This window comes from Arthrobacter sp. SAFR-179 (genome assembly GCF_059414945.1).
This window is the reverse complement of sequence record NZ_JBPFDM010000007.1, coordinates 169,655-181,972: the sequence shown is the minus strand read 5'-3', so window position 1 is coordinate 181,972 and position 12,318 is coordinate 169,655. Positions and strand designations below refer to the sequence as shown.

Below are 12,318 nucleotides of genomic sequence, written 5' to 3'. Positions count from 1 at the left end.
GTGTTTTCGGTACCGGCTACGAGGAGTGCGGCATCTGTGGACGGCCGGTGCGGTGGACGGCGGTGACGGCCGCTTCATGCCCCGTCCGGCCGTGGCCGGCAGCCCGGTCCTTGGGGTGCCGCCGCTTTCCGTAGCCGTCCGGCCAGCCGCTTTGCTGCCCCAGGGGCCCGGCGCCCATGGCCGTGGGGCCGGGCGTCACCGGCGCATCCATGGCAGCCGCAATGTGGTCCGCCACCTCAGGGTTGATGTGGAACTGGTTGGACTCTTCACGCATTGTGGTTTCTTCCCTTCCTTGCTTCGTTCTTCCTTGAATCGAAACGCCAACGAAAGCGTCCGGGCGCGCGCGGACTACTGCCCGGAAAGAGGTGTGTTCATGGCTCCACGATAAGCACGCGGGGAGGTTCTGTGAACCCCTCCAGGGACGGTGGCCGGAGTCACTTTCGCGGCCGCAATCACCAAAAAACGGGTGCTGAAACCGGTCCGGACGGAAAATTTTTGGTAACGATGCCGTTGATCAGCGTGCTTCCCAGTAATGGCGCGGGAAACAGCGGCACAAAAAATTGTGCAAACCACCCCTGGAGCGGCCCAAAAGGGCGCACTCTACGCCATCGAACTGTCGGCGCGCTACAGGCATCCCGTAAAATTGAAGGCCTGCCCGGAGCGGGGCAGCTACAAGTCGCAAGCAAATGACCTCCATAGGAGTTGCCCAAATGCCCACAGACCGAAGCAGGACCGACTCTCCAGCAGGCGCCAGGAACGCCCGCGGAACAGACCCGGCAGCCCCCGTGGCCGCCAAGAAGCCAAGGCTGCTGCCACGCCGCCGGCTCAAGGAATCCGATGTCAACGTGGTGGACCAGCCCATGCTCAAAAAGGCGCTCGGCGGAACCATCGTGGGCAACACCATGGAATGGTACGACGTAGGCGTCTTCGGCTACCTCATCACCACCATGGGCCCGGTGTTCCTTCCGGAATCCGATCCCACCACCCAGACGCTGTTCCTGCTGGGAACCTTTGCCGCCACCTTCATCGCCCGCCCCCTGGGCGGCGTGATCTTCGGATGGCTGGGCGACAAGGTGGGACGCCAAAAGATCCTGGCCACCACGCTGATGATTATGGCGGCAAGCACCTTCGCCGTCGGCCTCCTGCCCGGGTACGCGCAGATCGGACTGTGGGCTGCCGCGCTGCTGGTGCTCCTCAAGGTCGTCCAGGGCTTCTCCACCGGTGGTGAGTACGCCGGTGCCACCACGTTCGTGAGCGAATACGCGGCCGACAAGCGCCGCGGCTTCTTTGCCAGCTTCCTGGACTTGGGCAGCTACCTGGGCTTCGCCATCGGCGCCGCCCTGGTCTCCGTCCTGCAGCTGACGCTTGGCCAGGACACCATGGAGGACTGGGGATGGCGCATCCCGTTCCTGGTGGCAGGCCCGCTGGGCCTGATCGCCGTGTACTTCCGGAGCAAGATCGAGGAATCCCCGCAGTTCCAGGCCACCCTTGATGCCCAGGAAGAGAACGCCAAGAACGCCTCCGCATCAGACACTGCCACGGCCAAGGGACCGGTTGGAATCGTCAAGGCTTACTGGCGCCCCATCATCGTTGCCATGGTGGTGGTGGCCGCCGCCAACACGGCCGGTTACGCCCTCACCTCCTACATGCCCACGTACCTGACGGAATCCAAGGGCTACGACGAAGTCCACGGCACCCTGCTCACCATTCCGGTGCTGGTGGTCATGAGCCTGTGCATCCCGCTGACCGGCAAGCTCTCTGACCGGATCGGCCGCCGCCCCGTGCTCTGGATCGGCGCCGTGAGCACCATCGTGCTGGCTGTCCCCGCCTTCATGCTGATCGGCATCGGACAGATCTGGTCCACCCTTGCCGGACTGGCCCTGATCGCCTTCCCCGTGACGTTCTACGTTGCCAACCTGGCCTCGGCGCTGCCGGCCCAGTTCCCCACGTCCAGCCGCTACGGAGCCATGGGCATCGCCTACAACTTCGCCGTGGCCATCTTCGGCGGGACCACGCCGTTCATCGTGGCAGCCCTGATCAGCGCCACGGGCGATGACATGATGCCCGCCTATTACCTCATGGGCACCTCCCTGGTGGGCGCCATCGCCATCTACTTCCTGAAGGAATCCGCCAACCGGCCCCTGCCGGGATCCATGCCCAGCGTGGACACCCAGGCAGAGGCAAGGGAACTGGTGGCCACCCAGGACGAGAACCCGCTGATCAACCTGGACGAACTGCCGTTCGAAACCCAGGACGCCCTGGACCCCCAGGCACACCGCGGGGTTCCGGCGGGGGCCTAAACCTCCAGCCGGCCGCCCGGGCACTCTTGTAGCCCACGCTCACGGGCCCATCCCGCGTGCTTCCTTGGGGGAAGCACGCGGGATGGGCCTTTGCGTGCCTCCGGGATGTCCTATTGTGACTGCCGGCAGTATGACTCTGCCGGATGCCGGTGATACGTTCCCAAAGGCCTTCGGGCCGCGGCAGGACAACAAGACAGGACAGGTGCCGGGATATGAAGCGCGTCGTGGCACAGGTACGCGCACTCCACCGGCTGGAACCTGCCACCAACGACCACCTCGCCGCGCTTCGCGTGGCCCTCAGCGTCGCGGTCCCGTCGCTGCTCCTGCTGGCCGCCGGCCGCACGGACCTCATCATTTACGCCGTGTTCGGCGCGTTGACCGGCATGTACGGCCGTTTGGAACCGCACCAGCTGCGGCTCCGCCACCAGGGTCAGGGTGCCCTGGTGCTGCTCAGTGGCGTGTTCGTGGGGGTTGCGCTGTCCGTCAACCACATCCACTCGTGGTGGCTGGTGGCGGTGGAGGCCACCCTGGCCGGAGTGGGCTCGGTGTACTCGGACCGCGTAAGGCTGAAGCCGAACGGGCCCTTTTTTGGAATCCTGGCCCTGGGTGCCTGTGCCTCCGTTCCCACCGCAGTCCCTTGGTATGTGGCCATGCTCATCGCGGCGGGATCATCAGTGTTCTCGATCCTGATCGGCTTCAGCGGCTGGGTGCGGCAAAGGGCATGGGAACCCGGGGCCACCAGGAACCTGCCGCCCCGTTCGGCCGCGAGGCAGCGGGAACTGACCGTCCACGCCGCCCGGTACATACTGGCCGTGGGTGCTGCCGGAACGGTGGGTGTCCTGAGCGGCAGCGGCCACCCGCACTGGGCCATGGCCGCGGCCGCCGTACCGCTCGCCGGCGCCGACCTGCCCAGCAGCGTCCGGCGGGGCGTCCACCGCATCGTGGGGACCCTCCTGGGCCTGGTGGTTACCGCCGTCGTGATCCTTCCGGGGCCCTGGGCACTGGCCGCCCTCTATCCGGCACTCCAGGAGCCGGTACACCAGGCCACTGTGCTGGCCCTCCTGGTCATCCTCTTCCAGTTCGCCACCGAACTGTTCATGACCCGGCACTACGGCCTGGCCATGGTCTGGTTTACGCCGGTCATCCTGCTGATGACGCAGCTGGCCGCCCCCACCGAACCGCAGGTCCTGATCCTTGAGCGCGCGGTGGAAACTCTGGTGGGCGCGCTGCTGGGGATCCTGGTGGTGGTGGCGGTCCGCCGGCCCGGAGCCCGCGCCCGGACCGCGCTCCCGGGCCTACTTCGGCTTCCGCGCCGGGCCCGCCATTAGCCGCGCCGGAGCCACCTTAGCCACCGCCGCCAGCACCTTGTAGCGCTTGGACGGGATGGACACCGCCTTACCGCGCTCATTGTCCGCCAGGCCTTCACGGACCACCCGCTCGGCGCGCAGCCACGTCCAGGACGGCGCCACGGACTTGTCCATCCCCATCCGGTCGTGGAACTCCGTGTGAGTGAAGCCGGGGCAGACGGCCGTGACCTTGATGCCCCGCGTGCGGTAGGCCAGGTTGGCCCACCGGCTGAAACTGACCAGCCAGGCCTTGGCCGCGGAATAGGTGCCCCGGGGCAGGAACGCGGCCACGCTGGCCACATTGATGATCCTGCCCTCCCCGCGCTCCAGCATGCCCTTCAGCGCTGCATGGGTCAGCACCATGGACGTTTCCGCGTGCAGCTTCAGGTGCTTCTTCTCCTCCGGCGCGTGGTTGTCCTCAAAGTTGTGCAGCAGCCCGATCCCTGCGTTGTTCACCAGGATCCCCACCGGCCGGGTGGTGTCTTGCAGGCGTTCGACGACGGCGGCGACGTCGTCGTCGACCGTCAGGTCTGCGGGGAGCACCTCAGCCGTGATGCCGTACCGGTGCCGGAAGTCCTCCGCTGTTTCTGCCAGCCGGGACGCGTTGCGCGCCACCAGGACCAAGTCATGCCCCTGGGCGGCAAGCTGCTTTGCAAATTCGTGGCCCAGTCCTGCGCTGGCCCCGGTGACAAGTGCTGTTGTTCGGGAACTCGATGGCGTCATGCTGCAAGCCTAGCCAGAGAGTTGGCCGTGCAGTGCAGGCACTGACCTCAGTTGACGGATGGCGCTGCATGGGAAGCCGGCGCCCCTCACATGCCGGTGCGGCATGAGGTTGTGCCACTAGGCTGGTAGCTCCGGCGGCCGTTCAGGCTGCTGCCATGAAGGGGGAACCATGGAACAACAATCTGCAGCGCTTGGATTCCGCGAAGTGGACAGGGACGGAAACACCGTGCTGCCTGCATCGGACGATACCGGGACTACACGGGTAGGCGGGCACCGGTTCGCCCCGAATCCGTTCATCGTGGTGTTGTGGGTGATGGCCGCAGCATTGATCGCCGGGGGTGTCGGGACCCTGCTGCGCGGGCCTGTGGCAATAGGGCCGCTAAGCAACGGGTTTTCATTCGACTTCGTCTTGTTCACGTTCGCCCCGCAGTTGGCCCTCACCGGTTTCGCCACCGCGGTTTTCCTGCTGTTCTGGCATGCGTGGCACTGGCAGCGTCACCGGGCTTAGCCCTGTCTTTTCGGGCGCCGAAGCCGCTTTCGCCAGGCGTTTCACCCCATCCTGACTTGTGCATTATTTAGTAAGCATGCTTTGCTTATGGCGTAGATGAACCTCCGCAAGCAGTTCGCGGCGGGGTTGCCAACGCTGGCGGCTCCGTGAAAGAAGCCCAAGGAAGAACATAATGACCACCGCAATGGAAAACCAGCTGACGGCGTTTGGGGAACGCAGCGATGCAGCTGGCGAGCAGCTCCTGACCGCCACCATACCCGTGGACGCAGGGCTGCTGATGACCTTGAATTCACGCATGCACTGCCGCATGCCGATGCAGCTTGTGAACCACGGGGAAATGCCGGTCCGGGAGCCCGTCTACGTTGACGGAAACTCGGTGGTTGCCCTGCGCGGATCCGTCGCGGAGAGCGTTGTCACCTACCGGTGCGCCTGCGGCTTCACCATTGATGACCCCAGCGCCGCCATGCCGGTCAGCGATCAGGCCCTCGCCAGCTAGGCAGCTTTCAGCCGGCTCGGCAGGCCCTCGATCACTGGGCGGCCCGTTGAACCAACTTACCGCTCTTCCCGGTAGCCAGGGCCGGCGCCAATAGGCGCTGGCCAACCACGCCAGCCCCGGACTTTCGGCAACGCCGCTACTGCCTTGCAGGTACGCGTGCCGCCTCGACCGCCCGGCGAGTGTCGGCCAGGACCAGGTCCGCGTTGATGGCCTCCGCAGCGCGAAGCCCTGCTGCGGCAGCCGTCATGACCTGGGCGGAAACATCCGTGGCATTGCCCGCGGCCCACACTCCCGGGCATGACGTCCTGCCGCTTTCGTCGGTCTCCAGGCGGCTGCCCGGACCATCCTGCAGGGCGGCCGGTTCCAGTCCCAGCCGCTGAAGCATGTTGGCTTTACTCGTGGTGGCGGGACTGACCACCAGGACATCCAGGGGCACCGTCTCACCGGCGTCCAGGGCGGCCCCGGCCAGCCGGTCGTCACGGACCTCCAGCTCCCGGACCTTTCCCTCCACCACGTGGACAGACCGGGCAGCGAGTTGTTCCTCCTGGCCCTGGGTGAGTTCCAGGGCATCATTGAGCAGGAGCGTCACATCCGGACTCCACTGCCGGAACGTCAGGGCCTGCCTCACGGAGTGGGAATCGGCCGCCAGGACTCCGATTCGTTGGTTCTGGACCTCCCAACCGTGGCAGTAGGGGCAATACAGCACGTCCCGTCCCCAGCGGTCGGCGACGCCAGGAAGCTCCGGCAGCTCATCCATGATTCCTGAGGCGATCAACAGGCGCCTGGCAACGCGGTTGGAGCCGTCATCCAGGGCCAGGACGAACCGGTCCCCGTCCCGGCCGGCCGTCCGGACAAACCCGGAGGACATTGTCCCGCCGTAACGGGCCAGTTCTTCCCTGCCTGCTGCGAGAAGGTCCCGGGGACGCATGCCCTCCCTGCTGAGGAAGCCGTGGACACTTTCCGCCCCAAGGTTCCGCTGCTCGCCGCCGTCGATCACCACCACCGAACGCAACGCCCGCGCCAAGGCGGTCCCCGCGCTTAGACCCGCCGGTCCCCCGCCAATGACCGCTACGTCGAAAATGGTGTCCTGGTTTCCCGCCACATTGCCCTTCCCGGCCAGCTGCACATGCCTCTTCCACACGCGCACGTATGCAGGCTGTACCCGGTGCGGGCCGGGGAATAACCGCAGGACGATGCCAGGATGGGGTCAGCGCTCCGGCCAGTCCACGAACTGGCCGTAGCCCTCATGCTTGCGGAGGTAGCTGGAAATAAACGGGCAGTGCGGGATGATCCGCTTTCCCGTGGCCACCACATCGTCCAAGGCAAAATGCGCCAGGACCTTGCCCAGGCCCTGGCCTTCAAAATCGTCACCGGTCTCGGTGTGCGTGAAATCGATGTGCCCGGGAAGGTCGCGGAAGAAGGCCTGGACAGCCAGCCTGCCATCCACCAGGAGCTCATACCGTTGCTGTTCGTCATTGCGCAGCAGCGAGACATTAGCGGTGAACGTGTCCTCAGCGGACGTGGTGTTCTCGGTCATGGTTCGACACTGGCACTACTTCACGCCGCTGGCAATGCCCCTTCGCCACCTCTTCCCCGGCCACCGCCGCCGGCCCCTGCGCACAGCACCGCGCCGCGGGAGCGGCAGGCCGCCCAGCATAAGGATCGCCACGGAAAAACACACAACTCCGGCTGCCAGCAGCCCCACCGACAGGCCGCTGAGCGCGGCGTCCGCCACCGGGAGGAAAACCACCACGACGGCGGTACCCGCCACGGCGGGCCTGCAGCGGAAGGCCTGGAGCGCCGTCGGCCGTTCCTCCAGGCGGCCAAAGGCTGCGGCCACCGGCAGGAGCAGGAGGACCAGCGCAAGGACCACCAGCGGCCGGGACCACCACCATTCAGCGGTTCCGGACGACGGTTTGGGGATTGGTGCCAGGAGCAGCAAGCCGGACATGGCCGCCAGCAGCGGCAGGTGCCACAGGTAGACCGTCAGGGACCTGGCGCCGGCCACCTGCAGGAGCCGGTTGATCCAGCGGATGCCGGCCAGCGGCGCCAGGACCGGCCGCGCCAGTTCCATCACCGCCAGCTGGGAAACGCCCAGGAGCACCAAGGTCAGGTTGGGCGGGTTGAGGTTGACCAGCATGTTGCCGCGGTACAGGCCAAGCCCGGTCACGAGCCCCAGCAGCAGATGTGCCGCCACCGCGATGCCCAGCAGCCCGGAGCGGGAGAGCCGGGAAAGATGCCCGTCCGCAGCAAGGAAACCCAGTTGCTGGACTGCGCACCACACGAAGACCAGGTTGGCGTTGGCCACGTCCGGCACGGCGCCCCGAAGACAGTCCACGGCAACCACCAGCGCAATCAGCAGGCCGAGGGTCAGCCAAGGGGCGCGGTCATGGAGCGCCGCCAGGACCGGAATGTTCAGTTGCGCCGCGAGGTAGGCCGCAAGAAACCACAGTGGCATGCCCGCCCCGGTTGCCACGAGCTGGACCACCTGCCGGTCCACCCCGAGCGCTGCAGCCACGGACAGGCCGGCCACCATGGCTGCCAGCAAGGCGGCGGCCGGGCGGACCAGGCGCAGGAGCCGCGCGCGGATGAACTGGGCCGCTGTCCCGCCGCCCGCCTTGAGACGGCGCCAGGACTGCAGGCCGGTGATGCCGCCGGTGACGAAGAACAGGGGCATGACCATGAAGATCCAGATGACGGGTTCGAACCAGTCCTGTTCGGCCAGGGTGTTCTCGGTGGTCACGGTGCCGTCAGGGTGGAGGACCGGGCTGACCATCGTGGAGTGGCCCACCACCACCAGGACCAGGCAGATGAAACGGACAAGGTCGATCGCCGGATCACGGCTTTCCGTGTCCGCCCCGGTTCCTGCCGCCCGCGTGCCGGTGCTTCGCATGGGGACCTACAAAGGCTCGACGCTGCCCATGGCACCATTGTGGCCCCCGGGAGTGGATTATGGACCTTGCCGGTTGCGGATCTTCCTACCGCAGTATTGCCAGCAGTCCCACCACGACGGCGATCAGGGGCGTGGTGCCCTGCGTGATGGCGGCGCGGAGGTACTTCCGTCCGGTGAAGGCCAGGACGGCGGCCGCCAGCAGCATGGAGCCGCAGCAGCTGAAGATGAGGGTCCAGCCTGCAACTGCCTGGGCGGACCCGGCCCCGCCCAACGCCACGAGCCCTGCGCCGATGAAAGCACCGACGGCCAGGAACAGGTTGTAGAAGCCCTGGTTGTAGGCCAGGGACCTGGTGGTCTCGGCATCGGACTGGGAGGCAACCCCAAAGCGCTTCCAGGTGGCGGGCCGGGTCCAGGTAAGCGACTCCATGGTGAAGATGAAGACGTGCAGCGCGCCGGCAAGGAAGGCAAAGAGAAGGGAGGCCAGGGTCATTGCTTGATCCTAGCCTCCCGGAAATGCATAAAAGGTGTGGAACCCCGTCAACGGGAAGGAGGCCAGGACCGGCTGCTTGATCCTGGCCTCCCGTTTATGAGGCTTCTGTGCGGCTTCCGGGCCCGCTTCCCGTGGTGTTTCCTGAGACGTTACCGTGCCAGCGTGGCCAGCGTCGTGGCAGCAAAGCCCTTAGCGGAGTGGTTCCAGGTGGCCAGGAGGCCCTGCAGGTTCTCGCCGTCCGCGCGGTGGCCTGGAAGCTGGTCTTGGAGGGTGGCCAGCACCCCGGTCCGCAGCTCGGTGTTGAAGTTGACCTTGCCAACGTTCATGGCCGCCGCCTTGACGAGTTCCGTTGCGGGGATGCCGGAGGCACCGTGCAGGACCAGCGGAATGTGCACCCGCGCCGCAATGTCCTGCAGCACGTCCCAGCGCAGACGCGGCTCGCCCTTGTACTTGCCATGGACGTTGCCCACGGCCACTGCCAGCAGTTCCGCGCCGGTGCACGACACGAAGTCCTCCACCTGCGCCGAGTCCGTCAGGCCCGCCACGTCCACGCCGGCCTGGCCGGCCGGCTGGTCGGCGGAAAAGGCACGGTCCTCGTCCCCCGCCAGGCCGCCCAGTTCGGCTTCCAGCACCACGTCGGCGCCCAGCAGCGCCCTGGCCGCCTGGACCAGTTCGATGTTCTCCTCGTAAGGGAGCGAGGAACCGTCGGCCAGGACGGAATCCGCCCCTGCCTCCACGGCGGCGGCCATGACGTTGAGGTCGGATGCGTGGTCGAGCTGCACCGCGACGGGCACCGTGGCAGCATCGGCCAGGCCGCGCAGCGCCGCGATGAGCCGGAGGCCGTTGGCGGTGGCGGCGGTCTTGGGTGCCACCAGCAGGATCACGCCCCGGCCGGATTCTTCAGCGGCGCCCACCACGGCCAGCGCGGTGGTGAAGTCGTAACAGGTGAAGGCGGGCACCGCGGACCCCTGCTGCAGGGCGGAGGTGACCAGGTTGTCCAGTCGCGTACGCATCAGGCGCCCAGGCCTCCCACCAGGATCCAGGCCACGAAGGTCAGCGCGAAGCCGGCCAGGCCCAGGACCGTGGTCAGGACGGTCCAGGTCTTCAGGCCGTCGGAAACGGTGAGCCCGTAGTAGCGGACCACAACCCAGAAGCCGGCGTCCGTCACGTGGGACAGGCCCAGGGCGCCGAAGCCGATGGCGATGACGATCACGGCAATCTGCGCGGGGCTGTAGCCGCCGCCGCTGACCGCTGCGGAGAGCAGGCCGGTGGTGGTCACAATGGCCACGGTGGCCGAGCCCTGGGCAGCGCGCAGTGCCAGGGAGATGATGAAGCCAAGGAGCAGCAGGGGCACGCCGAGCGTGTCCAGGGTCTTGGAGAGCGCGGAACCGATGCCGGAGACCTGCAGGACATTGCCGAACACGCCGCCGGCAGCCACCACCATCAGGATGGAGGCGATGGGAGGCAGCGAGCCTTCGAAGATTTCGCCGGTTTCCCTAAAGGACCATCCGCGGCGGACGGCCAGCAGGAAGAAGGACAGTGCCACGGCCACCAGGAGGGCCAGGAAGGGGTTGCCGACGAAGGCTGCGAGGCCGTACAGCGGGTGGGACTTGGGGAGGATGAGGGTGCCGGCGGTACCCAGGAGGATCTGCACGATGGGTGCGGCGATCAGGAAGATGATCAGGCCCGGCCGCGGCGGTGCGATGGCGGCGGCGCCGGGTCCGTCATGGCCTACCTTGACCAGTGAGTCGGAGCCGAACTCCTCCACCTGGGTCTTTACGGCGGGAAGCAGCTCATATTCCTTGCGGTTCATGATCGAGGCGACCGAGTAGGACAGGAAGCCCAGCGGGATGCAGATCAGCAGGGAAATCAGGGCGATGAGTCCAATGTCGGCACCCAGCACGCCGGCGCCTGCAACGATGCCGGGGTGCGGCGGGACGGCCACGTGGATGGCGAGCATGATGCCGGCCATGGGCAGGCCGAACTTGATCGGGTGGACCTTGGCGATCTTGGCGAAGGCGTACACGATGGGCACCAGCACGATGATGCCCACCTCGAAGAAGACGGGGATGGCCACCAGGAAGCCGACGGCGGTGAGCGCCACGGCCACGCGCCTGGCCCCGAGTTTGCGGGTGAAGTGGTCCGCGAGGGACTGGACGCCGCCGGACACCTCGATCATCCGGCCCAGCACGGCGCCGAGCGCAATCAGGATGGCCACCTTGCCCATGGTGCTGCCCACGCCGCCGGACACCACGGTGAAGATGTCCTGCAGCGGAATGGTGGCAGCCACGGCCACCAGGATGCTGACGGTGAGCAGCGCCACGAAGGCCTGGATCTTGAAGCGGATGATCATCACCAGCAGGATGGCGATGCCCACCGCTGCGATGGTGAGCAGGACCGGGGTGCCCAGCTCAACGGCAGGTTTGATGGCCGGGGCGTCGGCCGCCCGCTGTATCAGCGGACTAATCAGGTGGTTCACGGGGAGGTGTCTCCTTTGACGTGCCGGTCCCGGGGCAGGACGGCATCAGGGAATGGTGAGGGGTGGAACAAACGTTGGGGAACGGAGCCGGCAACGCTGGAAGGTACGACGACGGCGGAGGGGGGACCGCCGTCGTCGCACCGGTTGGGGGTGGCCTGCTTGGCGGTGGTTACTTGGTGCGCTTTGTGGGCGCGACCACCTTGATGACGGCGGAGTCATCGGCGGCGGCGAGGCCCTGGGCCTGGCCCAGGAGGTAGAGCTGCTCGGCGGCGGCGGCAACGGGGGCTGCCAGGCCGGCGGCGCGGGCGGCCTTGCCTACGATGCCCATGTCCTTGACGAAGATGTCCAGGCGGGAGAGCACCTCGGCGCCTTCCTCGTCGTAGGCCTCCAGGATGCGGGGGCCGCGGTTGGAGAGCATGAAGGAACCTGCCGCGCCGGCTTCCAGGGCGGCAAGGGTCTTGGCCTGGTCCAGCCCCAGCGCGTCGGCCAGGGCCAGTGCCTCGGCCGCGGCGGCGATGTGGACGCCGCACAGCAGCTGGTTGACGGTCTTCAGGGCCTGGCCATCGCCGGGGTTGTCGCCCACCACAGTCAGGGTGGAAGCCAGGAGCTCCAGGGCGGGGGCGGCCTTTTCGCGCGCTTCCGGGGAAGCGCCGACGACGATCAGCAGGTCACCTTCGCCGGCGCGCTTGGGGCCGCCGGACAGCGGGGCGTCCACCAGGTCCACACCGTATTCAGCCAGCTTGGCCACGGTGGCGGGAATGGCGTCAGTGCCCACGGTGCTGCCCAGGATGACGACGGCGCCCGGCTCGAGAACCGGGGCCACGCCGTTCTCGCCGAACAGGACGTCGTTGAGCTGCTCACCGTTGCGGACGGCCAGGAGGACGGCGTTGGCGCCCTTGGCGGCTTCGCGTGCCGTGGTGAAGGTGGCGATGCCGGCTTCCCGGGCAAGTTCCAGGCGCGGCTCGGCAATGTCGAAGCCGTGGACGGTCAGCTGGGATGCCAGGCGGGTGGCCATGGGCAGGCCCATGGCGCCAAGGCCCAGGACGGTGACGGTGTAGTTGCTGGTCATGGTGTTCTCCATTG

The 12,318-nt window shown here is 67.1% G+C and carries 13 protein-coding genes; 4 read left to right on the top strand and 9 right to left on the bottom strand.

The features are described from left to right. Nucleotides 1-16: 16 nt before the first annotated feature. The gene (locus ACR65K_RS13235; RefSeq protein ID WP_440153293.1) at nt 17-274 is read right to left on the bottom strand and encodes a hypothetical protein; all 258 of its coding nucleotides are present in this window, start codon (nt 272-274) and stop codon (nt 17-19) included. Nucleotides 275-710: 436 nt separating this feature from the next. Here ACR65K_RS13235 and ACR65K_RS13230 point away from each other — a divergent pair, with 436 nt between their 5' ends. Together ACR65K_RS13230 and ACR65K_RS13225 are read left to right on the top strand one after the other, a co-directional pair. Then, nucleotides 711-2,300, top strand: coding sequence for an MFS transporter (locus ACR65K_RS13230; RefSeq protein WP_440153291.1), 1,590 nt, complete (start codon nt 711-713; stop codon nt 2,298-2,300). 212 nt (nt 2,301-2,512) lie between these two features. Further along, nucleotides 2,513-3,628 carry an FUSC family protein gene (locus tag ACR65K_RS13225; RefSeq protein ID WP_440153289.1) on the top strand — a complete coding sequence of 372 codons (1,116 nt, stop codon included), beginning with the start codon at nt 2,513-2,515 and terminating at the stop codon, nt 3,626-3,628. Here the strand turns inward: ACR65K_RS13225 and ACR65K_RS13220 are convergent. Next, the gene (locus ACR65K_RS13220) at nt 3,596-4,369 is read right to left on the bottom strand and encodes an SDR family NAD(P)-dependent oxidoreductase (protein WP_440153287.1); all 774 of its coding nucleotides are present in this window, start codon (nt 4,367-4,369) and stop codon (nt 3,596-3,598) included. The two genes, ACR65K_RS13225 and ACR65K_RS13220, sit on opposite strands and share 33 nt — an antisense overlap. Before the next feature lie 169 nt (nt 4,370-4,538). Here ACR65K_RS13220 and ACR65K_RS13215 point away from each other — a divergent pair, with 169 nt between their 5' ends. Together ACR65K_RS13215 and ACR65K_RS13210 are read left to right on the top strand one after the other, a co-directional pair. Continuing rightward, a complete protein-coding gene (locus ACR65K_RS13215) occupies nt 4,539-4,877 on the top strand; it encodes a hypothetical protein (RefSeq protein WP_440153286.1) in 339 nt (112 codons plus the stop codon). 172 nt (nt 4,878-5,049) lie between these two features. Further along, complete coding sequence (locus ACR65K_RS13210) at nt 5,050-5,373, top strand: hypothetical protein (RefSeq protein WP_440153285.1); 324 nt, start codon at nt 5,050-5,052, stop codon at nt 5,371-5,373. A 136-nt stretch (nt 5,374-5,509) separates the two neighbouring features. Here the strand turns inward: ACR65K_RS13210 and ACR65K_RS13205 are convergent, their stop codons facing one another. From ACR65K_RS13205 to ACR65K_RS13175, 7 genes are all read right to left on the bottom strand, one after another. Further along, nucleotides 5,510-6,520 (bottom strand): NAD(P)/FAD-dependent oxidoreductase, encoded by a 1,011-nt coding sequence (locus ACR65K_RS13205; RefSeq protein ID WP_440153283.1) that lies wholly within the window; start codon nt 6,518-6,520, stop codon nt 5,510-5,512. A gap of 60 nt (nt 6,521-6,580) precedes the next feature. After that, nucleotides 6,581-6,910, bottom strand: a complete 330-nt coding sequence (locus ACR65K_RS13200; RefSeq protein ID WP_056331362.1) for a GNAT family N-acetyltransferase — start codon at nt 6,908-6,910, stop codon at nt 6,581-6,583. Between the two features lie 15 nt (nt 6,911-6,925). Beyond that, nucleotides 6,926-8,266, bottom strand: coding sequence for an acyltransferase family protein (locus tag ACR65K_RS13195; protein WP_440153282.1), 1,341 nt, complete (start codon nt 8,264-8,266; stop codon nt 6,926-6,928). 85 nt (nt 8,267-8,351) lie between these two features. After that, nucleotides 8,352-8,756, bottom strand: a complete 405-nt coding sequence (locus tag ACR65K_RS13190) for a DUF1304 domain-containing protein (RefSeq protein WP_440153281.1) — start codon at nt 8,754-8,756, stop codon at nt 8,352-8,354. A 149-nt stretch (nt 8,757-8,905) separates the two neighbouring features. Next, on the bottom strand, nt 8,906-9,769 hold the full coding sequence (locus ACR65K_RS13185; RefSeq protein WP_440153279.1) for a class II fructose-bisphosphate aldolase: 864 nt from the start codon (nt 9,767-9,769) through the stop codon (nt 8,906-8,908). Further along, nucleotides 9,769-11,235, bottom strand: a complete 1,467-nt coding sequence (locus tag ACR65K_RS13180; RefSeq protein ID WP_440153278.1) for a GntP family transporter — start codon at nt 11,233-11,235, stop codon at nt 9,769-9,771. Before ACR65K_RS13180 ends, ACR65K_RS13185 begins: the two co-directional genes overlap by 1 nt. A 169-nt stretch (nt 11,236-11,404) precedes the next feature. After that, entirely contained in the window at nt 11,405-12,304 is a 900-nt protein-coding gene (locus ACR65K_RS13175; protein ID WP_056331352.1) for an NAD(P)-dependent oxidoreductase, read from the bottom strand. Nucleotides 12,305-12,318: the final 14 nt, after the last annotated feature.

Coding starts and splice junctions, on each gene's coding strand:
- ACR65K_RS13235 (WP_440153293.1), bottom strand. CDS start 274: ATGCGTGAAGAGTCCAACCAGTTCCACATCAACCCTGAGGTGGCGGAC.
- ACR65K_RS13230 (WP_440153291.1), top strand. CDS start 711: ATGCCCACAGACCGAAGCAGGACCGACTCTCCAGCAGGCGCCAGGAAC.
- ACR65K_RS13225 (WP_440153289.1), top strand. CDS start 2,513: ATGAAGCGCGTCGTGGCACAGGTACGCGCACTCCACCGGCTGGAACCT.
- ACR65K_RS13220 (WP_440153287.1), bottom strand. CDS start 4,369: ATGACGCCATCGAGTTCCCGAACAACAGCACTTGTCACCGGGGCCAGC.
- ACR65K_RS13215 (WP_440153286.1), top strand. CDS start 4,539: ATGGAACAACAATCTGCAGCGCTTGGATTCCGCGAAGTGGACAGGGAC.
- ACR65K_RS13210 (WP_440153285.1), top strand. CDS start 5,050: ATGACCACCGCAATGGAAAACCAGCTGACGGCGTTTGGGGAACGCAGC.
- ACR65K_RS13200 (WP_056331362.1), bottom strand. CDS start 6,910: ATGACCGAGAACACCACGTCCGCTGAGGACACGTTCACCGCTAATGTC.
- ACR65K_RS13195 (WP_440153282.1), bottom strand. CDS start 8,266: ATGCGAAGCACCGGCACGCGGGCGGCAGGAACCGGGGCGGACACGGAA.
- ACR65K_RS13190 (WP_440153281.1), bottom strand. CDS start 8,756: ATGACCCTGGCCTCCCTTCTCTTTGCCTTCCTTGCCGGCGCGCTGCAC.
- ACR65K_RS13185 (WP_440153279.1), bottom strand. CDS start 9,769: ATGCGTACGCGACTGGACAACCTGGTCACCTCCGCCCTGCAGCAGGGG.
- ACR65K_RS13175 (WP_056331352.1), bottom strand. CDS start 12,304: ATGACCAGCAACTACACCGTCACCGTCCTGGGCCTTGGCGCCATGGGC.